The sequence below is a fragment of the Streptomyces sp. AC555_RSS877 genome (assembly GCF_019049245.1).
GTDB lineage: Bacteria > Actinomycetota > Actinomycetes > Streptomycetales > Streptomycetaceae > Streptomyces.
In genome coordinates this window covers 14,626-41,519 of the sequence record NZ_JAGMUK010000064.1, presented here as the reverse complement: position 1 = coordinate 41,519, position 26,894 = coordinate 14,626, and the positions used below count along the sequence as shown (strand labels likewise).

The window sequence follows — 26,894 nt, the reverse complement described above, 5'->3', positions numbered from 1 at the left end:
GGCGGCGCGAGGGCCGCTCGGCCGACGGCAGGCGCCGCCGAGGTGACTGCACGCCGACAGCTCCCATTGTCCTCGGGGTACCCGTCCCGTCGACCGGACAGATGGCACATGACAGATGACGGATATCAGGTGACGGGTAACAGATAACAACTGACAGATAACAGCTGACAGATATTGAACTATGTCAGCCGTCATGTCAGGGTGGGTGCCATGACGATGCACACGCACACTCTCGGAACCACCGGCCCCCAGGTCTCAGCCCTCGGTCTCGGCTGCATGGGCATGTCCGCGCTGTACGGCGACGCCGACCGCGCCGAGTCGATCGCCACGATCCATGCCGCCCTGGAGGCGGGCGTGACCCTGCTCGACACCGGCGACTTCTACGGCATGGGCCACAACGAACTGCTGATCGGCGAGGCCCTGCGCACCGCGCCCGCCGCCCGCCGTGAACAGGCCCTGGTCAGCGTGAAGTTCGGCGCGCTGCGCGACCCGGACGGCGGCTGGTCCGGATACGACGGCCGCCCGGCCGCCGTGAAGACCTTCGCCGCGTACTCGCTCCAGCGCCTCGGCGTCGACCACATCGACGTCTACCGGATCGCCCGGCTCGACCCCGCCGTACCGATCGAGGAGACGGTCGGCGCGATCTCCGAACTGATCGAGAAGGGGTACGTCCGGCACGTGGGCCTGAGCGAGGTCGGTGCCGACACCATCCGCCGGGCCGCCGCCACCGCCCCAGTCAGCGACCTCCAGATCGAGTACTCGCTCATCTCGCGCGGCATCGAGGACGAGATCCTGCCGACCACCCGGGAACTCGGCATCGGTGTCACTGCGTACGGCGTCCTCTCCCGCGGACTGATCTCCGGCCACTTCACCGGCGACCGCAAGCTGGCGGCGAACGACTTCCGGGCGATGTCCCCGCGCTTCCAGGGCGAGAACCTCCAGCACAACCTGAACCTCGTCGAGGCCCTGCGGAAGATCGCCGAGCAGAAGGGCGCCAGCGTCGCCCAGATCGCCATCGCCTGGGTGCTCTCGCGGGGCGCGCAGCACGGCAACGACATCGTGCCGCTCGTCGGCGCGCGCACCCGGGAGCGGCTGGCGGAGTCGCTCGGCGCGCTGGACGTCACCCTGGAGGCGGCCGACCTCGCCGCGATCGAGGACGCCGTACCGGCCGGAGCCGCCGCCGGCGAACGCTACCCGGCCGCCCAGATGGCACACGTCGAGCGCTGACCCGGCCGCCGGGTACGGTCTGCTCATGCCACCGACCAGCGAGATCCTGACCGCCGAGCGCATCCTCGAAGCCACCGAGGAGGTGCTGCGCCGCCACGGCCCGGCCAAGGCGACCGTGGTGGACGTGGCCCGCGCGCTCGGCGTCAGCCACGGCAGCGTCTACCGCCACTTCCGCACGAAGGCGGCACTGCGGGAGGCGGTCACCAAGCGATGGCTGGACCGCACGTCCGCGTCCCTGGCCGGAATCGCCGCCGACTTTGGGCGGGACCCCGCGCAGCGCATCCGCGACTGGCTCGCGGCCCTCCTAGAGGCCAAGCGCCGCAAGGCGGGCGACGACCCCGAGCTGTTCGCCACGTACATGGTCCTGGTCGACGAGAACGGCGGAGCGGTCGGCGAGCACATCACCGACCTCACCGCCCAGCTGAGCCGCATCGTCCGGGCCGGCGTGGAGGACGGTGTCTTCGCGGCCCCCGATCCGGCCGCCACCGCCCGCGCCGTCTTCCAGGCGACAGTCCGCTTCCACGACCCGCGCTACGCGCGGGAGTGGGAACTGCCGGGCGTGGAGGGCGACTTCGAGGCGCTGGTGGAGTTGTTGCTGCGGGGTCTCGCGGCCTGAACTCGCGGGAATCGTCCGGCCGGCCGCAGGGTTGAGGAGTCAGAACCCGCGATCTTCGAGGAGCCGACATGGCCGATATCTCCGACAAGTCCGACGAGCCCGCTGTCCGTGAACTCCGCCTGGTGGTCACGGCGGCGGACTACGACGCGGCGCTGCACTTCTACCGCGACGTCCTCGGACTGCCCGAACGCGGCGCGTTCGCCTCCGCCGACGGACGGGTGACCATCCTCGACGCCGGCCGGGCCACCCTGGAGCTGACCGATCCGAACCACGCCGCCTTCATCGACGAGGTCGAGGTCGGGCGGCGCGTGGCCGGCCACATCCGGGTCGCCTTCCAGGTCGACGACTCGACCGCCACGACCGAGAAGCTGGCCGCCGCGGGAGCCGAGGTGATCGCCGAGCCGACCCGCACCCCCTGGAACTCGCTGAACTCCCGGCTGGAGGCACCGGGCGCGCTGCAGCTGACACTCTTCACCGAGCTCGGCGAGTAGAGGACGCTACGCCCCGGCCGGATCCACCGTTGCCTGGTGCTCCTCCGCCAGGTGCTCCTCCGCCTTCAGCCACGGCAGGAACTGCGCTCCCTTGCGCCAGCCGCACGTTTCGCATCTGATCGTGCGCTGCATTCCGGCACGCTCCACCCGCACGACGTGCTCACGCCCGTGCTGGTCCCACCGGCTCACCTTGCTCGTGTTGATCTCCAGCATGCTGCCTCCAGAGGCCGTGCCCTGTGAGTCGGTTGACAGAGCCTGTTGACGCAGCAAGGAGTGTGCAGCAAGACCAACATCAACAGGGGATCCTTCACATTGAGTTGGCCAACCCGTGTTCTGGCCTCGCCCCGGGAGTTCCCACGGGTCTGAGGTGATCCCCCGGACCCGGGATGACTCTCCGAAGTGCGGGAACTCGGTCCCCGAAAGGTGAGGCACCGACCCGAGGAGAGTCATGGCCGAGCAGAAGTCGACGCAGAATCTCCCGCAGCCGCTGCGGGCGGCCGCCTCGGTACTGCGCGTGGTACCCGGTGCCGGAATGGTGGGCCGCGCGGCCGAGGACGCGCTGGACAAGATCGGAGCGGTGTCGCCGCGCGGGCGGCGGATCGCCGTGTACACGGGCGCCGGGGTACTCGGCGTCGCGGGAGTCGTGGAGTGGCCCGTCGCGATCACCGGAGCGGCGGTGGCGTGGCTGACGCAGCCGCGGCGGGAGGAGACTCAGGAGAAGGAGCAGGCCAAGGAGAAGGAGCAGACGGAGGAGCAGGCGGAGGCCGTCGGAAGTACGGCACGTGCGGGCGCGGCGTCCGGCACGCCGCCGACACCACAAGCGCCGGCCTCGACCTCCGGCAGGTCGTCCGCGGCGGACACGGCGGTACCCCCCACGCCCTCCGACAAGTTGCCCACAGCGTCCTCCTCCGGGAGCGGCGGGAGCAGCGGGCCGAGTGGCTCGACGACGGCGCGACGCGCCCGCACGAACGGCTGAGGGCGAGCGATGAGCGCAGGACTTCTCTCCCGTCCCACAGCAGCAGCCGCCGGGCTCGTCCTGGCCGGCCCGCGCCTGCTCGCCCGGGGTACGGCACCCGCCGTGGGCGTCGCCGCCGGCGCGGTGGCGGGCACGGCCCGGGCGGGCGTGCGCAGCGCCGACTTCGCGCTCCGCGCGGCCCGCGTCACCCGCGCGGCCCTCCCGGGCGCCCCCCGCCACTGGCACACCGGCACCCGAACCCACCTGGCCCTACGACAGGCCACCCCGGAGGAACTCCGCCAGGCAGCCCACCGGGCGGAAGAGGCGGCGGAGCGCGCGGAGAACGCAGGCGACGCGGCCCGGAGCACCGACACGTTCGACGACGGGCTGTACCCGACGGCGGGGCCGGGCGACGCGGGCCACCCCGGCGTTGGCGAGGCGCGCGTGGTCGAGCGGCCCGGCGAGGGGCAGTATCCGGCGGCGGAGCCGGGCGGCGCAGGCCACCCGGGCGCGGGCGCGGCGCGCGTGGCCGGTCAGGCCGATGAAGGGCTGTACCCGGCGACCGAACCGGGCGACGCGGGCCGCCCAGGGGTCGGTGTGGAGCGTGTGGCCGGTCGGGACGAGGGTGGAGGTGGGCACGGCGGGCACGCCCACCACACCGAACACCTCGCCCGGCGGGTGGCCGTCGCTCTCGCCGAGCATCCGGATGTCGCCTTCGCCTACTGGGATCAAGGGCTGGCCCGGCTGGTGGTGGCGGCGACCGAGGAAGCCGTGAGTGATCGGGTCGTGGAGCGGGCGGCGGCGCTGGCCGAGCGGTACGGGCTGGTGCCGATGGCCGCCGACGACACCGTCGAGGAGATGGACCACCCCGGTGATCCCGCCTCCGTGCGCACTGTCGCCGAGGCGCTCGCCGCCGACGTGGTGGGGGTGGCGGTCGCCCTGGCGGGGTCCGCGCTGCGGATGCCGGCCTCGCCGCGTCTGGTGACGGCCATGGTCACGCTGCTGCGCGAGAACCCCCGCTTCCGCTCCTGGCTGCGCGCCCGTCTGGGCAACGCCCGCATGGAGGTCGTACTCGCCGCCGCGAACGCGGCCGTGCACGGCGCCGGCCACTCCCCGACCTCGCTGCTGCTCGACGGGGTCCTGCGCAGCTGCCAGCTGGCGGAGGCGGTGGTGCGGACGGCCGCCTTCGAGACCGTGCACGACCACCTGTGCGCGCCCGGCCGGGACAGTGTGCCCGCGGATCCGGGCGTACGCCCGCCGCTGCGGACGTCCCCGGCCCAGGAGTACGCCGCCCACGCCTCGACCGGCAGTGTCCTGGGCGCGGCGGCGGCCCTGCTCGTCAAGCACAACCTCGGCGAGGCGGCCGAGGCCGTCCTGGCCGGCTCACCCAAGGCCGCGCGGTACGGGCCCGCCGCCTTCCACGCCGTCCTGAGCGGTGCCCTGTCCCGCGCGGGCGTGCTCGTGCGGGACCCGGACCGGCTGCGGCAGCTGGAAATGGCCGGCACGGTCGTGCTGCATCCCAGTGCGCTCAGGACACCCGGCGCGGGCGCGGACCCGTGGGCCGAGGCCGTCCTGGACGCCGCCCGCCGGGCCGGGCTGCGGGTCGTGGTCGTCGACGATCCCGCGCTCGCCGACTTCACCGGCCTGGCCGACCAGGTCGTGGACGCGGACCGGCCGCTGAGCGAGGTGGTGGACGAACTGCGCGAGGAGGGCGGTGTCGTCACCGTCGCCCGCCCCCGCCCGCACGAGGACGCGCACGTCACCTACGGACTCCTCCGCGGTGACGTGGCCGTCGCCCTCACCGACGAGGACGGCCAGGTGGTGTGGGGCGCGGACGTCCTCGCCCCGCACGGCCTCGCCGACGTGTGGCGGCTGCTGATCGCCATTCCGGCGGCGCGTGGCGTCGGCCGCCGGTCACAGACCCTGGCCCGGTCCGGTGCCGCGCTGTCCGGCCTGCTCGTGGCGATCGGCGAGTCCCGCAAGGGCGGCGGTGGTTCACCTCTGCCCGGCCTCCCGCACGCGCCGGTCGACCTCGGCGCAGCCGCCGCCCTGTTCTCGGGGGTCCGCGCGGCCCTCGGCGTCGCCGCGGCCCGCGCCCCGCACCCCCGGCCGCGGGTGTCCTGGCACGCCCTGCACCCGGACGACGTACGCGACCGGCTGGAGCGGCAGGCGCCCCCGGAGCCGACTCCCGTCGAACAGGCGACCGCCCGGGCGCGTACGGCCGCCGACAGCGTCGTACGACAGCCCGCGCTGGCTCCCGCGCGCTGGTCGTGGCAGCTCGCCCGGGCCGTGCGCGGCGAGCTGGACGACCCCCTGACCCCGGTCCTGGCCGTCGGTTCGGCCGCGTCCGCGATCCTCGGGTCCGCCGTGGACGCCCTGCTGGTCCTCGGAGCCCTCGACCTGAACGCCCTGGTCGGCGGCATCCAGCGGCTGCGGGCCGAGCGTGCCCTGTCCGGGCTGCTCGCCCAGCAGAAGCAGAAGGCACGGGTCGCCGACGACGACGAGGGGGAGTCGGCACACCTCGTCGACGCCGCCAAGCTCAGTCCCGGCGACGTCATCGACCTCAAGACCGACGACGTGGTGCCCGCCGACGCCCGGCTGCTGTGGCAGGACGGTCTCGAGGTCGACGAGTCCGCGCTGACCGGCGAGTCCCTGCCGGTCGACAAGGACATGGACCCGACCCCGCGCGCCCCCGTGGCGGAGCGGCACTGCATGGTCTTCGAGGGGACGACGGTGGTGGCCGGACGTGCCCAGGCCGTCGTCGTGGAGACCGGCGACCGTACCGAGGCCGCCCGGGCCGTCTCGCTCGCCGCCCGCGTCCCGCCGGCCGGCGGAGTGCAGGCCCGCCTCCAGGAACTCACCAGCAAGGCGATGCCGTTGACGATGGCGGGCGGCGCTGCGGTGACCGGCCTGTCGCTGCTGCGCGGTACGCCGATCCGGCAGGCGGTCAGTGGCGGAGTCGCCGTGGCCGTGGCCGCCGTACCCGAAGGGCTGCCGCTGGTGGCCACCGTGGCGCAGCTCGCCGCCGCCCGCCGGCTCAGCAGCCGCGGCCTCCTCGTCCGCACCCCGCGCACGCTGGAGGCGCTGGGCCGCATGGACACGATCTGCTTCGACAAGACCGGCACCCTCACCGAGAACCGGCTGCGCCTGGTCCGGGTGGCCGACGGGGAGGGTACGGTCCACACCCTCGACCAGCCGGACGCCGCAGAGACGCTGCGGGCCGCGGCCCGCGCCTGCCCCCGCCTCAACGGCGACTCGGTCCGCCCGGTGCACGCCACCGACGAGGCCGTCCTGGACGCCGCCGGACCCGACCCGGACTGGGAGCAGACCGAGGGTCTTGCCTTCGAGGCCGCCCGCGGTTACGCCGCCGCCGTCGGCCGTGCCGGGGACGGTTCCCCGGTCCTGGTCGTCAAGGGCGCCCCCGAGACCGTCCTGCCCACCTGCGCCGGTCTCCCCTCCCACATCCACGACAGGGCCCAGTCGCTGGCCGGCGACGGCCTGCGCGTCCTGGCGGTGGCCGTCCGCCCGCTGAAGGAGGGCGAGCAGGCGACGGACGTACTCGAAGAGCCCCTGCGGGACCTGGAGTTCACCGGACTGCTCGCGCTCGCCGACGTGGCGCGCGAGACGTCCCCGGCGCTGGTCCGCGGGCTGCGCGAGGCGGGCGTACGGCCCGTCGTGCTGACCGGCGACCACCCGCAGACCGCCCACGCCATCGCCGTCGACCTCGGCTGGCCGGACGACGCGAACGTGGTCACCGGTGACGAACTCGCCGCCGCCGACCGCACGGTCCGCTCCCGGATGCTGCGGGACGCCGACGTCGTCGCCCGGGTCGCGCCCGAGCAGAAACTCCAGGTCGTCGAGGCCCTCAGGGACGCCGGCCGGGTCGTCGGCATGGTCGGCGACGGCGCCAACGACGCCGCCGCCATCCGCGCCGCCGACATCGGCGTCGGCATCAACGCCCGCGGCTCGGCCGCCGCCCGCAACGCCGCCGACCTCGTCGTCACCGGCGACGACCTGTCGGTGCTCATCGAGGCGGTCCAGGAGGGCCGCGCCCTGTGGCACAGCGTCGCCGACGCCATCGCCATCCTCATCGGCGGCAACGCGGGTGAGGTCGGCTTCGGCATCCTCGGCACCGTCCTGTCCGGCGCCGCGCCCCTGTCCACCCGCCAGATGCTTCTGGTCAACCTGTTCACGGACCTGTTCCCGGCGATGGCGGTGGCGGTGACCCCGACGGAAAAGGACGAGTCCACAGCGGCGGAACCCGACGAACCCCTGGGCGCGGCGCTGCTCGGTGCCCCCCTCATCCGCCAGATCCGCCACCGGGCCCTCACCACCTGCCTCGGCGCCACCGTGGCCTGGCTCTTCGGCCGCTTCACCCCGGGCACGGCCCGCCGCTCGACCACGATGGCCCTGTGCGCGGTGGTGGGCACCCAACTGGCCCAGACCCTGGCCGACCGCCGGGACAGTCCCCTGGTCCGCTTCACGTCCCTGGGCTCGGCGGTGGCCCTCTTCGCCCTGGTACAAACCCCAGGCGCAAGCCAGCTCTTCGGCTGCACCCCCCTGGGCCCGATGGCCTGGGCGGGCGTACTGGCGGCTATAGCGGTGGCACTGACGGGTCAGAGGGCCCTACCGGCGGTGGAGGAGGCGCTGCTGAAGCGTTGGCCGGCCTTGGCCGATCAGTGGGGCTGAGGAGACACGCCTAAGGGGCGCGGGGAACTGCGCGACCAGCCACAGACGGCCCGCAGCCGCCGTACGAGCAACGACCCCCACGGCGCTGAAGCGCCCAAGGGGCGCGGGGCTGTGTCGATGTGCGGTTCCGCCGTGTGGGCGCGGCCAGCCCCAGGCGGCCCGTCAGTCGCCGTACGAGCGCGCCCCTACGGCGCTGAAGCGTCCAAGGGGCGCGGGGCTGTGTCGATGTGCGGTTCCGCCGTGTGGGCGCGGCCAGCCCCAGGCGGCCCGTCAGTCGCCGTGCGAGCGTGCCCCTACGGCGCTGAAGCGCCCAAGGGGCGCGGGGCTGTGTAGATGTGCGGTTCCGCCGTGTGGGCGCGATCAGCCACAGACGGCCCGCAGCCGCCGTACGAGCAACGACCCCCACGGCGCTGAAGCGCCCAAGGGGCGCGGGGCTGTGTAGATGTGCGGTTCCGCCGTGTGGGCGCGATCAGCCACAGACGGCCCGCAGCCGCCGTACGAGCAACGACCCCCACGGCGCTGAAGCGCCCAAGGGGCGCGGGGCTGTGTAGATGTGCGGTTCCGCCGTGTGGGCGCGGCCAGCCCCAGGCGGCCCGTCAGTCGCCGTACGAGCGCGCCCCTACGGCGCTGAAGCGCCCAAGGGGCGCGGGGCTGTGTCGATGTGCGGTTCCGCCGTGTGGGCGCGACCAGCCCCAGGCGGCCCGTCAGTCGCCGCCCCACCACGAAGACCTACGGCGCTGAAGCGCCGACCCCCGCAGCGGACCGAACCTCCGCGGACTCCAACCGCTCAGCCGTCCGCTGGGCCGTCCGCCGAGCCCAAGGCCCACTGGTCACCGCCCCCAGCACCAGCACCACAAGCCCGCACCCCGCAAGAATCCACCACCCCGGCCGAGCGGCAGACACGAAGACCTCCCGGTACGACGACGACCCCACGCCCGCGGCCAGCACCGCCCCCACCACCGCGACCCCGAGCGTCTGCCCCAACTGGCGGCTGGTGGAGGCGACGGCGGCGGCCACGCCGGCCTGCGCGCGCGGCATCCCCGACACGGCCGTGTTCGTGATCGGTGCGTTGACGAACCCGAACCCGACCCCGAACAGCACGTACCCGACGGCCAGCGTGACATTGGACGTCTCGCCCTCGAACCCGGCGAACAGGACACCACTCGCGGTCATCGCCACACCCGCGATCACCAGCGGGATCCGCGGCCCGACAGACCCGACCAGCCGCCCGGACAACGGCGCGCACAGGAACGTCGGTACGGCCATCGGCAGCATCCACAGCCCCGCGTGCAACGCGTCCAGCCCCCGCACGTTCTGCAGGTACAGCGTCGACAGGAACAGGAACCCGCCCAGCCCGGCGAACCCGGCGATCGCGATCACCGTCGCCCCACTGAACGGCGCCGACCGGAAGAACCGCAGGTCGATGAGGGGTTCGTCGCGCCGGGGCTCGTACCACAGGAGTCCCGCCAGCGCGGCCACCGCCAGCGCGGCGAACGGCAGGACCGAGGTGAACCCGGCGTTCGGCGCCTCGATGATCGCGTAGGTAAGGGAAGCGAACAGGGCGATCACCATGACCTGGCCGACCGGGTCGGGCCGCCGGGCCTTGGGCGCGCGGGACTCGGAGACGTAGCGCAGCGTGAGCAGCAGAGCGGCGAGCCCCACCGGCAGATTGACCCAGAAGATCGACCGCCAGCCTACGGACTCCACCAGCAGCCCTCCGACCAGCGGGCCCGCCGCCATGGAGATGCCGACCACCGCACCCCACGCACCGATCGCCCGCGCCCGCTCGCGCGGGTCCGTGAACGTGTTCGTGATGATCGACATGGCGACGGGGTTGAGCATGGAACCGCCCACCGCCTGCACCATGCGGAAGGCGACCAGCATCTCCAGGTTCGGGGCGACGGAGCACAGGGCCGAGCCGAGGGTGAAGACGATCAGACCCGCCATGAACACCCGCTTGCGGCCGATCCGGTCGGCGGTGGATCCGGCGAGCATCAGCAGGGAGGCGAGGACCAGGGTGTAGCCGTCGATGGTCCACTGCAGGCCCGCCGTACTGGCGTGCAACTCCCTCTGCATGGACGGCAGGGCGACGTTCAGGGCGGTGTTGTCGAGGCTCACGATCAGCAGGCTCATGCAGCAGATCGCGAGGACGAGCATGCGTCGACGATGGCTGAGCTCGGGCATGCGTTCCAGCGTAGCCGATATCGATAGTGCGTCTAACTAACGACTGCCGCAGGATCACCTCCCCACGCGCCCGGGCACGTGCCGCCGTACGCGACAATGGGGGAATGTCCACGCCCGCCTCCCCTCTCCAGATCGGCCCGCACACCGTCCGGCCGCCCGTCGTCCTCGCCCCCATGGCCGGGATCACCAACGCGCCCTTCCGCACCCTGTGCCGGGAGTTCAGCGGCGGCAAGGGCCTGTTCGTGAGCGAGATGATCACGACCCGGGCGCTGGTCGAGCGCAACGAGAAGACCATGCAGCTGATCCGCTTCGACGCGACCGAGACGCCGCGCTCGATCCAGCTGTACGGCGTCGACCCGGCGACCGTCGGCAAGGCCGTCCGCATGATCGCGGAGGAGGGCCTCGCCGACCACATCGACCTGAACTTCGGCTGCCCGGTCCCGAAGGTGACCCGCAAGGGCGGCGGCTCCGCCCTCCCGTACAAGCGCAACCTGCTGCGGGCGATCCTGCGCGAGGCCGTCAGCGGCGCCGGTGACCTGCCGGTGACGATGAAGATGCGCAAGGGCATCGACGACGACCACATCACCTTCCTCGACGCCGGCCGCATCGCCGTCGAGGAGGGCGTCACCTCCATCGCCCTGCACGGCCGCACCGCCGCCCAGCACTACGGCGGCACGGCCGACTGGGACGCCATCGCCCGCCTCAAGGAACACGTGCCGGAGATCCCCGTGCTCGGCAACGGCGACATCTGGTCGGCCGAGGACGCGCTGCGGATGGTGCGCGAGACCGGCTGTGACGGAGTGGTCGTGGGGCGCGGCTGCCTCGGCCGGCCGTGGCTGTTCGCGGACCTGGTGGCGGCCTTCGAGGGACGTACCGAGGACATCGCACGCCCCTCCCTGCGCGAGGTCGCCGACGTCATGGTCCGCCACGCCACCCTGCTCGGCGAGTGGATCGGCGACGAGGCGCGCGGGGTCATCGACTTCCGCAAGCACGTCGCCTGGTACCTGAAGGGTTTCGCGGTCGGCTCCGAGATGCGTAAGCGCCTCGCCATCACCTCCTCGCTGGCCGAACTCCGCACCGGCCTCGACGAGCTGGACCTCGACCAGCCCTGGCCCACCGGCGCCGACGGCCCCCGCGGTCGTACCTCCGGCAACAACCGCGTGGTGCTGCCGGACGGCTGGCTGAAGGACCCGTACGACTGCGCGGGGATCGGCGAGGACGCGGAACTGGACACGTCCGGGGGCTGAACGCCTGCCGTAGGAGCTCAGTCCTTGCTGGGGTGCGGCGTCGACCCGTACGCCGTCAGGAACCGGTCCCGGAACGCACTCATCTTCCACACCGGCGCGTCCTTGGCGGGCTTCAGCCCGTCCGTCCAGCGCCACGCGGCGATCTTGTCGAGGACCTTCGGGTCCTTCGCGACGATCGAGACGGGCACGTCACGGCTGGCGCCCGCGCCGCTGACCCGGGCGATGGGCTGGTGGTCGCCGAGGAAGACGAGGACGGTGTCGTCGGTGCCGTAGCGCTCCAGCCACTGGGTGAGGCTGGTGACGGAGTACTGGACGGACTTGCCGTACTCCTGCTGGGAGCGGGCCGAGTCCGTGAGGACGTCCGAAGGGTCGAGGCCGGCCTTCTGGATCGGGCCGAAGACCGAGCCGTCGCCGAGCTCGTCCCAGTCGACCAGCTTCGGGATCGGCGCCCACGGCTGGTGGCTGGACGTCAGGATGATCTCCGACATCAGCGGCTTGTCGCGCTTCTTGCCGTGCACCAGACGCTGGAAGGCCTCCAGCGCGTACTGGTCCGGCATGGTCGACCAGCTGAACTTCGGGCCCTTGTAGCCCAGTTGGAAGGCGTCGTAGATCTTGTCGAGGCCGTAGAAGCTCCCCTCCGGCCAGGCCTTCTGCACGCCGGGCATGATCCCTACGGTGTCCCAGTGGCCGGTCTTCTGGAAGGCCTTGGTGAGGCTGAGGTGGTCGCCGGACATGACCGTGCGGTAGCGCTGCTGGTTGTCGATCCACAGACCCGACATGGTGGTGGAGTGGCCGAGCCAGCTGCTGCCGCCGTACGTCGCCGACGTCATCCAGCCGCTCTTCGCGTGGAAACCGGCCTTCGCCAAGGCCTCGGTGCTCGCGTCCAGTGTCCTGTCGACACCCGGCGCGATCCGCGGGTCCTCGATCGCGCTGCGGCCGTAGCTCTCGATGAACGTGAAGATGACGTCCTTGCCGCGCAGATCGGGCAGCAACTGGCTGCCGGGCGTGCCGCCGAAGGTGTCGGCCTTCGCCTCCTTCGCGAACGCGGCCTCGTCCCGGAGCGTGTCCTGCACCCGCCGCGCCTGGATCTTCAGTGCGCCGCCGGCCCGGTCGGAGGCGATCGGCATGCCGTCGATCTGGAGGCCCAGAGCGGAGCAGGTGATCCAGACGGTGCCCGCGATCAGGGTGGCCCGGGTGCCGGTCTGGCGGTCGCGCGCCAGCAGGTTGCTCAGCCGGATCGTCGCCAACGCCGTCACGGCGAGCAGCAGCACGACGAGGAGGGCCGCGCCGACCGTCGCGCCGACGGCCGTCGCCTTGCCCATCGAGTCCTCGACGTACGCCAGGGCGTCGTCCAGCAGCCCCCAGTCGAGGATCAGGTTGAAGCCCCGGCCCAGGTACTCGATGAACCCCATGTCGAGCAGGTTCAGCACGGTCAGCGCCCCGAGGAGCACCCCGCACAGCGCCGCCACGATCACCCGCGGCCGGCGCGGCAGCGCGAGCACCACGACCGCTCCGAGGATCGCCTCCACCGGCAGGCGCGTGAACCGGTTGTACTCCAGCGCGCCGACCCTGTTCGGCAGCAGCAGGGCGCCGAAGACCAGGACGGCGGCGAGAGCGGTGACCGTCCAGGACAGGGCCCGGGCGGCGGCGGGGTGCCGGGTGCGCATCCCGCGCCAGTGGGCCAGGCGGGCCCTGAGCGTGGCGGGGGTCTGTTCGTCGGGTACGGCTTCGCCCGTCGCCTCGGCCGGCTCGGTCAGCTCTGTCGACACCCGAAGGTCCTCCCGTACGAAGCCCGGTGATACGGCGGGTCCGACATGACTCCTCGGATCCGCCGCATTCCCGTACGGTTCGCCTCCGTCCGGTGTTCAGCCGGTTTGCCCAGAGCTCGGCAAACACCGGGCAAACGCCGGACCAACCGCCTCGCGGCCGGTCCGGCCACGCGGCCCGCAGGTCCTCGCTACGCGCCCCCGACCGCCGTGAGCAGCGCCAGCGGCGCCGCCGCCGACCGCGACTCCCGCACGCACGCGTGCGGATACGGCACCGGCTCCGCGTGCGTGTCCCGGCCGTAGCCCGCGAGGACCTCCGGCAGCCGGTGCCCGGTCGCCGTCGCCGCGTCGACCAGGCCGTGCGCGACCGTACGGGCCTCGTCGTGCAGGCCGTAGCGGGCCAGCCCCAGCGCGATCAGCGCGTTGTCGTGCGGCCACACCGAACCGCGGTGGTACGACAACGGGTGGAACGCCGGCTGCCCCGCGGCCAGCGTGCGCACGCCCCAGCCGGAGAAGAAGTCGGCTTCGAGCAGGCGCCGCCCGACGACCTCGCCGTACTCCTTGTCCAGCAGCCCCGACCACAGCAGATGCCCGGCGTCCGAGGCCAGCGCGTCCACCTGGCGGCCCTCGCCGTCCAGCGCGAGCGCGGGGAAGGAGTGCTCCGGCATCCAGAAGTCGCGCTGGAAGCGGTCGCGCAGATCGGCGGCGGCCTGCTCCAGCAGGGCCGCGTACACCTGGTCGTCCCACGCGGTGCGCGCCAGCCACGCGGTGCGGCGCAGCGCGTCGTACGCGTAGCCCTGGGCGCCCGCCGCCATCACCGGGCCGCTCGCGCGGCTGCCGTCGGCCGAGCAGATCGCGCCGGGGGAGTCCTTCCAGTTCTGGTTGGCGAGGCCGCCCTGGTCGGCGCGGTAGACCAGGTAGCCGCGCGAGGTCAGCCCGCCGTGGTCCAGCATCCAGCCGATCGCCGCACGGGCGTGGGGCTCCAGGCGGCGGGCCAGGTCCGTGTCCCCGGTGTCCTCGACGTACGCGCCGAGCAGCACGAGGAACAGCGGGGTGGCGTCCACCGAGCCGTAGTAGCGGCCGTACGGCACCTGCCCGAAGTGCGCCAGCTCGCCGTGCCGCACCTCGTGCACGATCTTGCCGGGCTGGGACACCGACTCCGGGCCGGTCTCCGTCGCCTGGGCCGCGGCGAGCGCCAACAGCGTGGCGGCGGCCGGCCGAGGACGGTAGGGCAGCGCGAACAGCGAGGTCAGCAGGGCGTCCCGACCCAGCAGGGTCAGGAACCAGGGGGCACCCGCCGCCGGCACGCGCAGCTCCTCGCCGTCCGGGCCGGTCGCCGGCACCTGGAGCGAGGCGAGGTCGGCGAGCCCGCGCGCACAGGCCGCGGCCAGCTCCGGCCAGCCGGTCGGGAAGGCCACGCCCTCCACGAACTCGCCTTCCATCGCGAGGAGTTGGTCGTTCAGCGCGGCCGGGGAGCGCGGTACGCGCAGCGCCCGCTTGTCCCCGTGCGGCCGTGCCATCACGCGCAGTATCAGCTCGGCCGTGCCGTGCGGTTCGAGATTTAGGGTCCACACGAGGCGCCGGGCACCGGTGCCGGTCTCCTCGACGCCGTCCGGGGCGGGCTCGGCCGTCACCGTCGTACAGGACCGCCACTCGCCGCGCTGATAGGCGAACTCCACACCGTCGTCGAGGACTTGACGGGAGCGGGTCGCTCCTATTTTCGCGTACGTACGGTGGTCGGAGCGCAGTTCGAACTGGTCGGTGAAGTCGGCGTCCGCGGTCACCGCGAGCCGGACCGTCGTCGGCACCGGGCGGTTGCTGGTCACCCGCAGGGACTCGACGAACGAGCCGTCACCGACGGCCTGTTCACGGAAGAGCGTGTACGCGGGCGGCTCCTGGCGTCCGCCGCGCGGCACCAGTACACAGCGCGCGGTGTCCCCGTCGGCGACCGGAGACAGCGCCTCGGGCACCGCGCCGTCCACGGTGAGCTGCCACCGGCTCAGATGCCGGGCGTCCCGCACGAACAACCCGTCCGGGGAACTGCCGCCCCGAACGCCGCTGATGTCCCCGCCGTCGCCCACGGCGGCGAACGTCTGGCCGTGCACGAGCAGATGATGCCGGTCCGTCATCCCCGGTCCCCTCCCCTGTCACTCATCTCGAACGTCCGGATGCCCGTGGGGGACATGTCGTCCCCCGGGCCGGTGTGCAGCAGGTCGAGCGTGAGCGCGGCGGTCCAGCTGAAGCCGGTCGCCCCGCAGGCCTCCCCGGTGTACGGGTCGACGTACTCCGCGAAGTCGGAGGTGTCGGCGGTGTCCAGGACGGCCTGGCGCAGGGCGTCGGCCCGCCCCTGTTCGCCGTGCGTGCGCAGCCCGCGCTCCACCAGCCAGCCGGTGTTGAACCAGGCCGGGCCGCGCCAGTAGCGGTGCGGGTCGAAGGCCTCGCCGAGCAGGTCGTAGCTCGGGACCAGGCGGGTCGAGTCACCGAGCCCGAAGTGCGCCCCACCCAGCGTGCGCACGAGCGCGTCCGTGGTCTCTCGCGGCAGACCGGGCAGCAGCAGCGGAACGAGCCCGGAGACACTGCGCTCGCGGATCAGCCCCCCGCCCCGCACGTCCCGGCAGAAGAACATCCCCTCCGCCGGATCCCACAGCCGGTCGATCAGCGCCGCCGTCAGCCGCTCGGCCCGCGCGTGCCGGGCCGTCCCGGTGGCGCCCAGCTCCTGCGCGATCCGCGCGAGAGCGTGCTCGGAGGCGATGAGCAGGGCGTTGAACGCGGGGTCCTCGACGGCGAACTCGCCCGCCCGTCTCCCACCACCGCCCTCAACCGAGGCCCTGCGGGCCGCCCCCTCGTTTGCCCCGTCGGCGTACCCGCCGTCCCGGTAGTCGCTCGCCAGCCGTACGTACCGCCCGTAGTCCAGGTCCGTCGGCCGGTCCTCCGGCGCCCCGTGGTCCAGGTCGGCGCGGCGGAAGGAGCGGGCGGGAGCCGGTGTGATCCTGCTCAGCGGGGCGTCCCAGCAGGGACTGTTGTCCATACCCTGTTCCCAGGGGTGCACGACGGACGCCAGCGACCCCCCGCCCAGGTCCCGCCGGTGCAGCAGATACCGGTGCCAGGCGGCGAGCCGCGGATACACCCCGGCGAGGAAGCCACGCGCCCGTGACAGCCCCGGGTCGGCGCAGTGCACCAGCCACGCGGCCAGCGCGTGCACCGGTGGCTGCACGATGCCCGAGGTCTGTACGGTGCGCGGGGCGCCCGCAGCGCGCCCCGCGGTCGAGGAGCGCCAGAAGTCGGGGCTCGGGAAGTACGCGTCGAGGGGGACGGAGGGGTTGAAGACGATGTGCGGGATCCGCCCGTCCGCCCACTGGCCGCTCAGCAGCGTCTCCAGCTCCGTCTGCGCCCGCAGCGGCGACAGGTGGCGCAGGCCGATCGCGATGAACGCCGAGTCCCAGGACCACTGGTGCGGGTACAGGCCGTGCGAGGGCACCGTGGAGGTGCCGGTCCAGTTGCCTTCCAGTACCCGGGCGGCCCTGACGTGCAGGGAACGTGCCGTCGGCGGCGCATGTGTCGCGGACGGCGGATCGTATGCAACGGCCTGAGGTCCCGGCACCTCACCGTGCCCGGAATACGGTGGTGAGGAAAAGGTGCGTACGGGCGTCAAGTGCCCGGTGTTGCGGGCGGTGAGCTGCGTTGCGCGATCCACTCAAGGCTCCCCGAAGACGTACGGCCGACCAGTTCGGCAGTGGCTACCGTAGGGTTACGTCTATTTAACACGCAAAACTCAATATGTAATGCAAGCTTGAGAAACACAAGGGGGTGCGCATGACCGGACGACCCGGCAGGACCGGCAGAACGGGAAGTCAGGCGAGCGCCGGAGATCTGCTCGAACTGGTGCGCAGCGGCCGTGCCACCACCCGCGGCGCCCTGCAGCAGGCCACCGGTCTCTCCCGCGCCACCGTCGGCCACCGCCTCGACCGCCTCTTCCGCGCCGGCTGGCTCCGCGAGGGCGCCGGCGGCCCCGTCGACTCACCCCTCGGCGGACGGCCCTCCATCACCCTCGAGTTCGACGACGCGCACGCGGTCGTCCTCTCCGCCGACCTCGACACCCGGCACGCCCGTGCGGCCGTCCTGTCGCTGAGCGGCGAGATCCTCGCCGAGCACAGCGGCACGCCGGTCGTCGAGGACGGCCCCGACGTCGTGCTCGGCGAAATCGGCCGCTGGTTCGCCGAGCTCCTGGAGAAGGCCGGCCACCGGCCGGACGAGGTCTGCGGCATCGGCCTCGCGGTGCCGGGCCCCGTCGACACCGACACCGGCCGGGTCGTACAGCCGCCGATCATGCCCGGCTGGGACGGCTACGACATAAGAGGCCGCCTGGCGAGGGCCTTCACCGAACACTCCGGCGCCGGGCCGGTCCCGGTGCTGGTCGACAACGACGCCAACCTCATGGCGTACGGCGAACAGCACACGAGATACGCCGACTGCTCGGCCTTCGTGCTGGTGAAGGTGTCGACGGGCATCGGAGCGGGAGTCGTGGTCGACGGCTCGATCTACCGCGGCATCGACGGAGGCGCGGGCGACCTCGGCCACATCCGGGTCCCCGCGGGCGCCGACGCGCTGTGCCGCTGCGGCTCCTACGGCTGCCTCGCCGCCGTCGCCAGCGGTGGCGCCGTGGCGCGGCGACTGGCCGAGTCCGGGGTGCCGGCGGCGTCCGGCTCGGATGTGCGGGACCTGCTGGCGTCCGGGCACCCGGAGGCGGCGGCCCTCGCGCGGGACGCGGGCCGGCAGGTCGGGGACGTCCTGGCGACGGTCGTGACGCTGTTGAACCCCGGCGTCCTGATGATCGCGGGGGATCTGGCCGGAACCGCCTTCCTCACGGGCGTACGCGAACTGCTCTACCAGCGGGCGCTGCCGCGCTCCACCGCTCATCTGGACGTCGTGACCTCGCGGCTGGGGGAGCGGGCGGGACTGGTCGGGGCGGGGGCGATGGTCGTGGAGCACCTGTACGCGCCGGAGCGGGTGGAGGAACGACTGGCCGCGCTGGGGGTGTGACCACGATCTTTTCCGGCGTGTTTCGCTCCCAAGACACGTCCGCATGGTGAAATCCCGGCGCCTGTGACAGCGTGATTATCGCCACCCCTGATAAGGGTTGCGCTCAGATGAGCGGATCGTGATCGACTGCACTTCTCCAAGGGGTGGCACTCAGTGCCACCCCTTGATCGTTCATCGATCGAAAACGGACGGGCCTACAGCCGCTCATGTGAGCCGAATTTTGGGAAAGTGAGCGCTCTTGCGTTCAAGAAGTGAAAACATGCGCCCGTATTCGCTTGCCACGCTTCGACTTTCGATCCGGTGGCGCACGAGTGGTTACAGGCGTATGACGGGCAAGTGGACGTACCCATAAGCCTTTGATCTGGGTATGTTCCTGCTCGTCAGGGCAGCCACCGCGTCCTCGAGGAGTCGAGACCCGTGTCGGAAAACAAAGATCCCCAGGTAGCTGAGCACGGCACCAGCGTTGAGAGCGTGAAGTTCGTTTACGACTTCACCGAGGGCAACAAAGAGCTCAAGGACCTCCTCGGCGGCAAGGGTGCCAACCTCGCCGAGATGACCAACCTGGGCCTTCCGGTGCCTCCGGGCTTCACGATCACCACCGAGGCGTGCAAGGTCTACCTCGACAGCGGCGACGAGCCGGCGGCACTGCGTGACGAGGTGAGTGCGCACCTCGACGCGCTGGAGCAGCGCATGGGCAAGAAGCTCGGCCAGGCCGACGACCCGCTCCTGGTCTCGGTCCGCTCCGGCGCCAAGTTCTCCATGCCCGGCATGATGGACACGGTCCTGAACATCGGGCTCTCCGACAAGTCGGTCCAGGGCCTGGCCAAGCAGGCCGGCGACGACCGCTTCGCCTGGGACTCCTACCGCCGCCTCATCCAGATGTTCGGCAAGACCGTCCTCGGCGTCGACGGCGACCTCTTCGAGGACGCGCTGGAGGCGGCGAAGACGGCCAAGAAGGTCACCGTCGACACCGAGCTGGAAGCCGCGGACCTGAAGAAGCTGGTCACCCGCTTCAAGAAGATCGTCAAGACCGAGGCCGGCCGGGACTTCCCGCAGGACCCGCGCGAGCAGATGGACCTCGCCATCCACGCGGTCTTCGATTCCTGGAACACCGACCGCGCCAAGCTCTACCGCCGCCAGGAGCGCATCCCGGGCGACCTGGGCACCGCGGTCAACGTCTGCTCGATGGTCTTCGGCAACCTCGGCCCCGACTCCGGCACGGGCGTGGCCTTCACCCGTGACCCCGCCTCGGGCCACCAGGGCGTGTACGGCGACTACCTTCAGAACGCCCAGGGCGAGGACGTCGTCGCGGGCATCCGCAACACCGTCCCCCTGGCCGAGCTGGAGACGATCGACAAGAAGTCGTACGACCAGCTCATGCAGATCATGGAGACGCTGGAGAACCACTACAAGGACCTCTGCGACATCGAGTTCACCATCGAGCGCGGTCAGCTGTGGATGCTTCAGACCCGCGTCGGCAAGCGCACCGCGGGAGCGGCGTTCCGTATCGCCACGCAGCTCGTGGACCAGGGCCTGATCGACGAGGCCGAGGCGCTCCAGCGAGTGACCGGCGCCCAGCTGGCCCAGCTGATGTTCCCGCGCTTCGACGAGGACACGAAGGTGGCGAAGGTCGGCCGGGGCATCGCGGCGTCACCGGGCGCGGCGGTCGGCAAGGCGGTCTTCGACTCGTACACCGCCGTGAAGTGGTCGCGTTCGGGCGAGAAGGTGATCCTGGTCCGCCGCGAGACGAACCCCGACGACCTCGACGGCATGATCGCGGCCGAGGGCATCCTGACCTCGCGCGGCGGCAAGACGTCCCACGCGGCGGTCGTCGCGCGCGGCATGGGCAAGACCTGTGTGTGCGGCGCGGAGGAACTGGAAGTCGACACCAAGCGGCGTCGGATGACAGTGCCGGGCGGGCACGTGGTGGAGGAAGGCGACCTGATCTCCATCGACGGGTCGTCGGGCAAGGTCTACCTGGGCGAGGTCCCGGTCGTCCCGTCCCCGGTGGTGGAGTACTTCGAGGGCCGGATGCACGCGGGCGCCAACGACGCCGACGAACTGGTCGAGGCGGTCCACCGGATCATGGCCTTCGCGGACCGGAAGCGCCGCCTCCGTGTCCGGGCCAACGCCGACAACGCCGAGGACGCGCTGCGCGCCCGTCGCTTCGGCGCCCAGGGCATCGGTCTGTGCCGTACGGAGCACATGTTCCTCGGTGACCGCCGTGAGCTGGTCGAGCGGCTGATCCTGGCCGACACGGAGACCGAGCGCGAGGAGTCGCTGAAGGCGCTGCTCCCCCTCCAGAAGAAAGACTTCGTGGAGCTCTTCTCGGCGATGGACGGCCTCCCGGTGACGGTCCGGCTCCTTGACCCGCCGCTGCACGAGTTCCTGCCGGACATCACGGAACTCTCCGTCCGCGTGGCACTGGCCGAGTCCCGCCAGGAGCCCCACGAGAACGAACTGCGCCTGCTCCAGGCCGTCCACCGCCTGCACGAGCAGAACCCGATGCTCGGCCTGCGCGGCGTGCGCCTGGGCCTGGTCATCCCCGGCCTGTTCACCATGCAGGTACGGGCGATCGCCGAGGCCGCGGCCGAGCGTAAGGCCGCGAAGGGCGACCCGCGCGCCGAGATCATGATCCCGCTGGTGGGCACGGTCCAGGAGCTGGAGATCGTCCGCGAGGAGGCCGACCAGGTGGTGGCCGAGGTCGAGGCCGCCACGGGCACGTCACTCAAGCTGGCGATCGGTACGATGATCGAACTGCCGCGCGCCGCCCTGACCGCCGGTCAGATCGCCGAGGCCGCGGAGTTCTTCTCCTTCGGCACGAACGACCTGACCCAGACCGTGTGGGGCTTCAGCCGGGACGACGTGGAGGCTTCGTTCTTCACGGCGTACCTGGAGAAGGGCATCTTCGGCGTCTCCCCCTTCGAGACGATCGACAAGGACGGCGTGGGCTCGCTGGTGAAGCTGGCCGTGGAGGCGGGCCGCGCGACGCGCCCCGACCTGAAGCTCGGCGTCTGCGGCGAGCACGGCGGCGACCCCGAGTCCGTCCACTTCTTCCACGAGGTCGGACTGGACTACGTCTCCTGCTCGCCCTTCCGGATCCCGGTGGCACGCCTGGAGGCGGGGCGCGCGGCTTCGCAGTCGGCGGGGAGCGACCACCGGTAGGCCCGACGGGCCTTGGCGGCGGAGGCTTTGACCCGCGGAGGCCTCGGCCCGCTGAACGCCGGAACCGCCAACCGTCCCCGACCGACCCTCACCGATGGGCGGCGGTACCGGAGCACGAAGAGAGGGCGGCACCCTGTGCGGGGTGCCGCCCTCTCGGCATTGCCTCTGCGCGGGTGACCTCGCGGCATAGGGTCGGTCGCACGATGACCGACTTCCACACCTACGGAACCAGCACCCACACCGCCGACGAGCTGGTCCGGCTCGTCAGTGACCGCTTCGGATGGCGCTTCACCAAACGTGAGAGCGACTACCGGGGCGTCTATCACTTGGCTGACAACCTCGACGGGCGGATCGAGATCCAGTCCAACCTGAAGCCAGGCGACGACGGTGAAGACGAGCTATATGTCCTCGAACACCCGGAGGCGCGGGTGCTGTTGACGACGGCCACCGCGAACCCGGACCCCAGCCTGCAGGCGCATCTGGGCGGCATCGAAGGGCTCATTCACCTGACGTTCTATCGATCAGCGTGAAGATCTTTGTCAGTGGTGTGACAGCGGCAGCTGCAACCGGGCGCCAGAAGGATGCCGTTGGCTCCAGGGAGGAATACGTCGTGCGTCTGGTGGCACGCGTTGTGCAGCTCCTCGTAGCCGGGCCGTTGGGCGAGCGCGCACTCGGTCGACGGAGTATCCCGGGCCTCGGACACTGAGGCAGCTGTGCCAGTGGCCACGGCCACTCGTTTCCTGGACCGGGCATTGGCTTCGGCTACACCTGCGCTCAGCGCCTCCGCCGTGCCGACCGGCCCCAGATGTTCCAGCCGCGCGTCCCACTCCTTGCCGCCGCCGAATGGCCTCAGTTGGACGTATGGCCCGACGAACCCCATGACCCTACCGACCTTGTTGGACGCGGTGTCCTTCACGAGATCGTCAATGCGCGGTGCGTTCGTCATGGCAGCACCTGCCCGGACTGCGCCAGCAGCCGTTCCTCCGGGGACAGGACATAGATGCGGACAGGTGAAGCCGTACAGTCCACGGCGCGCGCACGCGGTACCGGTGGCCAGAGGCACGGGGCCCTGCGGTGCCTGGCCCATCCCAAACGAGAGATCAGAGTGCCAGGGCGACCAGCAGTGGCTGGAGGCTGCTCTGGAACCGGCGAGCGGCGATCGTCTGGACGACGGGGATGGCCAGTCCCTGCTCCTCGTCGCTGCTCGTGGGCGTTGCCCCTGGCCGGGCGGCGGATCGACCCCGAGTTGATCCGGAGGGACTGACGGGTCAGGTGTCGCAGGCGACGCCGTCGTTGTCGCGGTCCAGGTGGGACGCGTAGCCGGGTTCGCCGCGGTGGATGGGGGCGGCGCCCGCGGCTCGGACCGCGGTGCAGTTCTCGTAGTAGACGTCCGCGTCGGAGGAACCGTCGTCGCTGCCTGCCGCCGGCTGTGCGGTGACCGTTCTGGTGACGTTGACCTTGACTTTGACCGTGACCGTTTCCGTGGCGGTCACGGTGCCGGCCGGTTCGGGTTCGGCCGTCTCCTCCGCCGCGGCCGTTGCCGTCACGGTGACCGTCGGCTGTGGCTCGGCGGCCGTCGGCTTCGCGTCCGTCGTCTTGTTGTCGCCGCTGGCGCCGATGCCTATGCCGACCAGGAGGGCCCATGCCAGCGCCGGCAGGACGTACCGCTTCCGGGCCCACTTGGGGGCGGGGCCGGAAGCGGTCGGGCCCATGGGCTGCGTGGGGTGGTGGTACGGGTTGCTCATGTCGTCCCCCAAGGTGTTACGTGAGGGGATGACCGTATTGCTGCGTACCCAGTTGTGTGGGTGATGTGTTCATTTCGTGATCGTGGTGCGGTGTTACGTCCTGAACGGGCCCCGCACCTCATACGTGATCCCGCCCGACGAACTCCCAGTCGTCCCCCGCTGGCTGGAGAAGTACAGCCGCGTGCCGTCGGGGGAGAACGCCGGGCCCGTGATCTCCGACGAGGACTGACCGTCGATGCGGAGGAAGGGGGCGATCACGTCGGTCGGGGTGATCACGCAGATCTCCATGGTGCCGCCGTCCTCCGCCACGAACAGGTCGCCGGAGGTGGTGCCGGTGATGTTGTCGACGCCCGTGAGCGGGGCGGTGCCGCCTGTCACCAGAGAGTCGTCGTACGCCAGCTCGTACGTGTTCGTCAGCAGGTTGAGCTGCCAGACGCGGTTGTCGCCCTTCGTGGTGAACCAGACCGTGTCGTCGGCGTAGTAGCAGCCCTCGCCGCCGTTGAAGGACTTCGAGCCGGAGACCTGGGTGCGGGTGGTGGTGGGGGAGCCGTCCGGGTCGGGGACGTTCGCCCAGGTGAAGGAGCCTGAGGTCGCGGTGCCGGCCACCATGACCTGGAGGGTGCCGGAGGAGAGGTTGCCCCAGCTCGTCGGTACGAAGCGGTAGAAGCGGCCGTTCGTCTCGTCCTCCGTCAGGTAGACCACCCTGCGCACCGGGTCCGCGGCCGCCGCCTCGTGCTTGAAGCGGCCCATAGCGTCGCGGCGGGTGGCCGACTGGACGCCCCACGGGTCCGTCTCGTAGACGTAGCCCAACGACACCTCCTCGCAGGACAGCCAGGTGTTCCACGGCGTCCTGCCGCCCGCGCAGTTCTGCCGGGTGTTGGAGAGAATGCGGTACGCGCCCGTGATCGTGCCCGTCGACGAGAACTTCACCGCGCTCGCGCCGCCCGACGGGTTGATCTCTGAGTTGGAGACGTAGATCCAGCCTGTGCCGTCGGCGTAACAGGCGCCGCCGTCGGGGGCGTTGTGCCAGGTGTACGACGTTCCGGTGACGGTTTGGCCGGAGCGGGCGACGACCCGGCTGGTGAAGCCGCTCGGGAGTCTGATGCCGTTGGTGTCGGGGGAGCCGAGGGCCCCGTACGGGCCGGCTCCGGGCTGGGCGGGGGCCGCGTACGCGGCGCCTCGCCACAGGGTTCCGCCGAGGGCGGCGGAGGAGCCGCCGATGACGGCCGCACGCAGGAGGGTACGACGTTCCACGCTTGCTCCAAGGTGTGTCGTGACCGCCCGCCACCGGTTCGGCGGCGGGGTGGCGCGGTCACGGACCCTAGGGGCGCGGGATGGACTGCCTGTGGACGGGCTGTGAAGCGGAGGCGCGGTGTACATGACCAGCAACGTGCAGTGCCAGCAGCTCTCTGCCTCGCTGGGCGGCACTGCCCGGTGCATGGCCGGCCAGGGGTTCCGCCGACGGCAGCCGCACCACCGCGTCCAGCCCCCCCGTCGCCGCCGCGCGCACGCTCGCCTCGCCGCCGCCCGCGTGGGCGAGGCGTTGGACGAGGGAGAGGCCGAGGCCCGTGCCGCCCTTGGGGGCGCCCGGTGCGCGCCAGAAGCGGTCGAAGGCGCGGGCGCGCTGGTCGGGGGTCATGCCGGGGCCCTCGTCGGTGATGTGGAGGTCGACCCAGCAGGGGCGGGCGTCGCGCAGGGCGCGGCGGGCGGGGACGTGGAGGCGGAGTTCGATGGTGACGGTGGTGTCGGGTGGGGAGGCCCGCAGGGCGTTGGACAGGAGGTTGTCCAGAATCTGTTCGATGGACCCCGGCAGCGCCAGCACCGGTCCGACGCTGCCCGCGAACAGGACCAGGGACACGTTCTGCCGGTCGAAGAGCGGCGCCCAGGTGTGGTGGCGCTCCGCGCAGACCGCGCCGATGTCGGTCGGGCCGGGTGTGGCCGCGTGTTCCTCCAGTCGCGCCATGGCCAGCAGACCCTCGACCATGCGGGAGAGGCGGTCCGTCTCGGTGACGGCGGCGGTGAGGCTGGTCCGGCCGCGGGCGGTGACGTTCGGTTCCAGGTTCTCCAGGCGCAGGCGCAGGGCCGCGAGCGGTGTCTTCAGCTGGTGCGAGGCCTCGCCGGCGAAGGCGTGCTGGGAGTCGAGGAGATGGGCGAGGCGGGCCGCCGTGCGGTTGAACGCGGCGGCCAGGCTGCGGACTTCGGGCGGGCCCTTGGTGACGGTCACGGGCTGGACGCGGCCTCCACCCGCCAACTCGTGGGTTGCGCGCTCCAGTTCACGGATGGGGCGGCCGGTCCAGCGGGCGATGCCGAAGCCGACGAAGGTGACCGCGGTGAGCACGCCGAGTCCGCCCACGGCGAGCAACAGCCATACGTGGTGGACGCGTTCGTGGACCATGCGGGTCGGGAGCGTGAGCCATACGGCACCCTCCGGCCGTACGCCCTGGCCTACGGGCGCGGCCACCGACAGGTACTCCACCCCGCCGATGGTGGAGGTGCGGACGTCCACCGTGGAGTCGCCTCGCAGGGCGGCCGTGATGCCGGGGCGGGACATCAGGGCGCGGGACGCGTCCGGGGCCAGCAGGTGCGAGGTGGCGAGCGGTGTGCCCGACTCGTCGACGACCACCACCTTCCCGCCGATGCGTTCGGCGCAGTGGGCCACCCGGGCCGGCAGGTCCTGCTCCGCGCGGCCGGCGGCGAGGGACAGGGCGGCGTACGCGGAGACCGACTCGGCCTCGTCCTTCGCCGCGTTGACCACCCGCTCCCGCTCGCCCCGCGAGTACACGAAGCCGAGCGGGATCTCCAGGCAGAGCAGGACGAGTGCGGCGAGGGTGAGGTAGCTGAACAGGAGACGACGGGTCATGTCGAACCCAGTCGCTCGTTCGGCTCGCCGTGCACCGCCAGCCGGAAGCCGACGCCGCGCAGCGTCTGGATCCAGGCGGGGTGGCCCAACTTCCTTCGCAGGGCGGCGACATGGACGTCGAGGGTCTTGGTCGGACCCTCGTAGTGCGGATCCCAGACCCGGTCCAGGATCTGCTGCCGGGAGTAGACCGCGCCGGGGTCCTCGGTGAGCAGCGCGAGCAGCTCGAACTCCTTCGGCGTGAGGGCGACTTGGGCCTCGCCTACCCAGACCTGACGGGTGCGGCGGTCGACGACGAGAGGGCCGGGTTCGGGGGCGGGGGGCGCCGCCGAGACGGGCTGTTCGTACGACGACGGCGGCGGGGGCGGGGGCTCGTACGGCGGGGCCGGCGGCGGGACCGGCGCGCGGTCGTACGACGGCATCGGCACCGGTACGGACACCGGCACCGGTGCGGGTACCTGCTCTGCCATCGCCTGTGTCCGCTGTGTCCGTCGCGTCACCGCCCGCACCCGTGCCACCAGCTCCCGCATGCTGAACGGTTTCGCCAGGTAGTCGTCGGCGCCCAGTTCCAGGCCCAGCACGCGGTCCGCCTCCTCCCCGCGGGCGCTGAGGATGACGATGGGGACGTCGGAGACCTGCCGGATGCCCCGGCAGACGTCGATGCCGTCCATGTCCGGCAGCCCGAGGTCGAGCAGGACGACATCGCCGTACGGACCTCTCAGGCCGTCGGTGCCGGTGGCGACGTGGTCGACCGTCAGGCCGAAGTGGCCGAGACCCTCGGTGAGCGGTTCGGCGATCGTCTCGTCGTCCTCGATGAGCAGTACTCGTAGGCCCATGCGTCCCGTCTCTCCGTGAACCGTGAATCGTGAACCAGGAATCGTGAACCAGGAATCGGCTATGAATCCAGGCACC

Annotated in this window: 19 protein-coding genes; 9 read left to right on the top strand and 10 right to left on the bottom strand. The window is 71.8% G+C overall.

The genetic code is table 11. The features are described from left to right. The first annotated feature begins 210 nt into the window (after positions 1–210). The 3 genes from KUM49_RS28670 to KUM49_RS28660 all read left to right on the top strand — a co-directional run bounded on the left by KUM49_RS28670 (position 211) and on the right by KUM49_RS28660 (position 2,334). Positions 211–1,227 (top strand): aldo/keto reductase, encoded by a 1,017-nt coding sequence (locus tag KUM49_RS28670; protein WP_217239862.1) that lies wholly within the window; start codon positions 211–213, stop codon positions 1,225–1,227. Between the two features lie 25 nt (positions 1,228–1,252). Further along, positions 1,253–1,843 (top strand): TetR family transcriptional regulator, encoded by a 591-nt coding sequence (locus KUM49_RS28665; protein WP_217239861.1) that lies wholly within the window; start codon positions 1,253–1,255, stop codon positions 1,841–1,843. 68 nt (positions 1,844–1,911) lie between these two features. Continuing rightward, positions 1,912–2,334, top strand: coding sequence for a VOC family protein (locus KUM49_RS28660; protein WP_217239860.1), 423 nt, complete (start codon positions 1,912–1,914; stop codon positions 2,332–2,334). A 6-nt stretch (positions 2,335–2,340) separates the two neighbouring features. Here the strand turns inward: KUM49_RS28660 and KUM49_RS28655 are convergent, their stop codons facing one another. Continuing rightward, a complete protein-coding gene (locus KUM49_RS28655) occupies positions 2,341–2,547 on the bottom strand; it encodes a hypothetical protein (protein ID WP_217239859.1) in 207 nt (68 codons plus the stop codon). A gap of 235 nt (positions 2,548–2,782) precedes the next feature. Between KUM49_RS28655 and KUM49_RS28650 the strand changes: the two genes are divergently transcribed. Together KUM49_RS28650 and KUM49_RS28645 are read left to right on the top strand one after the other, a co-directional pair. Continuing rightward, positions 2,783–3,310, top strand: coding sequence for a hypothetical protein (locus KUM49_RS28650; protein WP_217239858.1), 528 nt, complete (start codon positions 2,783–2,785; stop codon positions 3,308–3,310). A 9-nt stretch (positions 3,311–3,319) separates the two neighbouring features. Continuing rightward, positions 3,320–7,978, top strand: coding sequence for a cation-translocating P-type ATPase (locus tag KUM49_RS28645; RefSeq protein ID WP_217239857.1), 4,659 nt, complete (start codon positions 3,320–3,322; stop codon positions 7,976–7,978). A 729-nt stretch (positions 7,979–8,707) separates the two neighbouring features. Here KUM49_RS28645 and KUM49_RS28640 read toward each other — a convergent pair. Continuing rightward, entirely contained in the window at positions 8,708–10,162 is a 1,455-nt protein-coding gene (locus KUM49_RS28640; protein WP_217239856.1) for an MFS transporter, read from the bottom strand. A gap of 104 nt (positions 10,163–10,266) precedes the next feature. Here KUM49_RS28640 and dusB point away from each other — a divergent pair, with 104 nt between their 5' ends. Further along, positions 10,267–11,409 carry a tRNA dihydrouridine synthase DusB gene (dusB, locus tag KUM49_RS28635; protein ID WP_217239855.1) on the top strand — a complete coding sequence of 381 codons (1,143 nt, stop codon included), beginning with the start codon at positions 10,267–10,269 and terminating at the stop codon, positions 11,407–11,409. A gap of 17 nt (positions 11,410–11,426) precedes the next feature. On the opposite strand, the gene KUM49_RS28630 is transcribed toward dusB, so the two are convergent. From KUM49_RS28630 to KUM49_RS28620, 3 genes are all read right to left on the bottom strand, one after another. Beyond that, positions 11,427–13,178, bottom strand: a complete 1,752-nt coding sequence (locus tag KUM49_RS28630; protein ID WP_374200209.1) for a CDP-alcohol phosphatidyltransferase — start codon at positions 13,176–13,178, stop codon at positions 11,427–11,429. Between the two features lie 188 nt (positions 13,179–13,366). Beyond that, positions 13,367–15,304 (bottom strand): glycogen debranching N-terminal domain-containing protein, encoded by a 1,938-nt coding sequence (locus KUM49_RS28625; RefSeq protein ID WP_217239854.1) that lies wholly within the window; start codon positions 15,302–15,304, stop codon positions 13,367–13,369. Beyond that, positions 15,301–16,869 (bottom strand): hypothetical protein, encoded by a 1,569-nt coding sequence (locus tag KUM49_RS28620; protein ID WP_374200208.1) that lies wholly within the window; start codon positions 16,867–16,869, stop codon positions 15,301–15,303. The genes KUM49_RS28625 and KUM49_RS28620 overlap by 4 nt, the downstream gene beginning before the upstream one ends. A gap of 119 nt (positions 16,870–16,988) precedes the next feature. Between KUM49_RS28620 and KUM49_RS28615 the strand changes: the two genes are divergently transcribed. The 3 genes from KUM49_RS28615 (at position 16,989) to KUM49_RS28605 (ending at position 21,910) form a co-directional block, all read left to right on the top strand. Then, positions 16,989–18,215 carry an ROK family protein gene (locus KUM49_RS28615; RefSeq protein WP_217239852.1) on the top strand — a complete coding sequence of 409 codons (1,227 nt, stop codon included), beginning with the start codon at positions 16,989–16,991 and terminating at the stop codon, positions 18,213–18,215. 417 nt (positions 18,216–18,632) lie between these two features. Beyond that, positions 18,633–21,380: a pyruvate, phosphate dikinase gene (ppdK, locus tag KUM49_RS28610; protein WP_217239851.1), complete on the top strand. Its 2,748-nt coding sequence runs from the start codon at positions 18,633–18,635 to the stop codon at positions 21,378–21,380. A 203-nt stretch (positions 21,381–21,583) separates the two neighbouring features. Beyond that, the gene (locus tag KUM49_RS28605; RefSeq protein WP_217239850.1) at positions 21,584–21,910 is read left to right on the top strand and encodes a hypothetical protein; all 327 of its coding nucleotides are present in this window, start codon (positions 21,584–21,586) and stop codon (positions 21,908–21,910) included. Here KUM49_RS28605 and KUM49_RS50315 read toward each other — a convergent pair. The 5 genes from KUM49_RS50315 to KUM49_RS28575 form a co-directional block, all read right to left on the bottom strand. Next, complete coding sequence (locus KUM49_RS50315) at positions 21,895–22,326, bottom strand: hypothetical protein (RefSeq protein ID WP_308406776.1); 432 nt, start codon at positions 22,324–22,326, stop codon at positions 21,895–21,897. The genes KUM49_RS28605 and KUM49_RS50315 overlap by 16 nt on opposite strands. A gap of 322 nt (positions 22,327–22,648) precedes the next feature. Continuing rightward, positions 22,649–23,125 carry an excalibur calcium-binding domain-containing protein gene (locus KUM49_RS28590; RefSeq protein WP_217239849.1) on the bottom strand — a complete coding sequence of 159 codons (477 nt, stop codon included), beginning with the start codon at positions 23,123–23,125 and terminating at the stop codon, positions 22,649–22,651. A gap of 93 nt (positions 23,126–23,218) precedes the next feature. Then, a complete protein-coding gene (locus KUM49_RS28585; RefSeq protein ID WP_217239848.1) occupies positions 23,219–24,379 on the bottom strand; it encodes an alkaline phosphatase PhoX in 1,161 nt (386 codons plus the stop codon). 67 nt (positions 24,380–24,446) lie between these two features. Beyond that, positions 24,447–25,985: a HAMP domain-containing sensor histidine kinase gene (locus KUM49_RS28580; protein ID WP_217239847.1), complete on the bottom strand. Its 1,539-nt coding sequence runs from the start codon at positions 25,983–25,985 to the stop codon at positions 24,447–24,449. Further along, positions 25,982–26,818 (bottom strand): response regulator transcription factor, encoded by an 837-nt coding sequence (locus tag KUM49_RS28575; RefSeq protein ID WP_217239846.1) that lies wholly within the window; start codon positions 26,816–26,818, stop codon positions 25,982–25,984. The genes KUM49_RS28580 and KUM49_RS28575 overlap by 4 nt, the downstream gene beginning before the upstream one ends. Between the last annotated feature and the right edge of the window lie 76 nt (positions 26,819–26,894).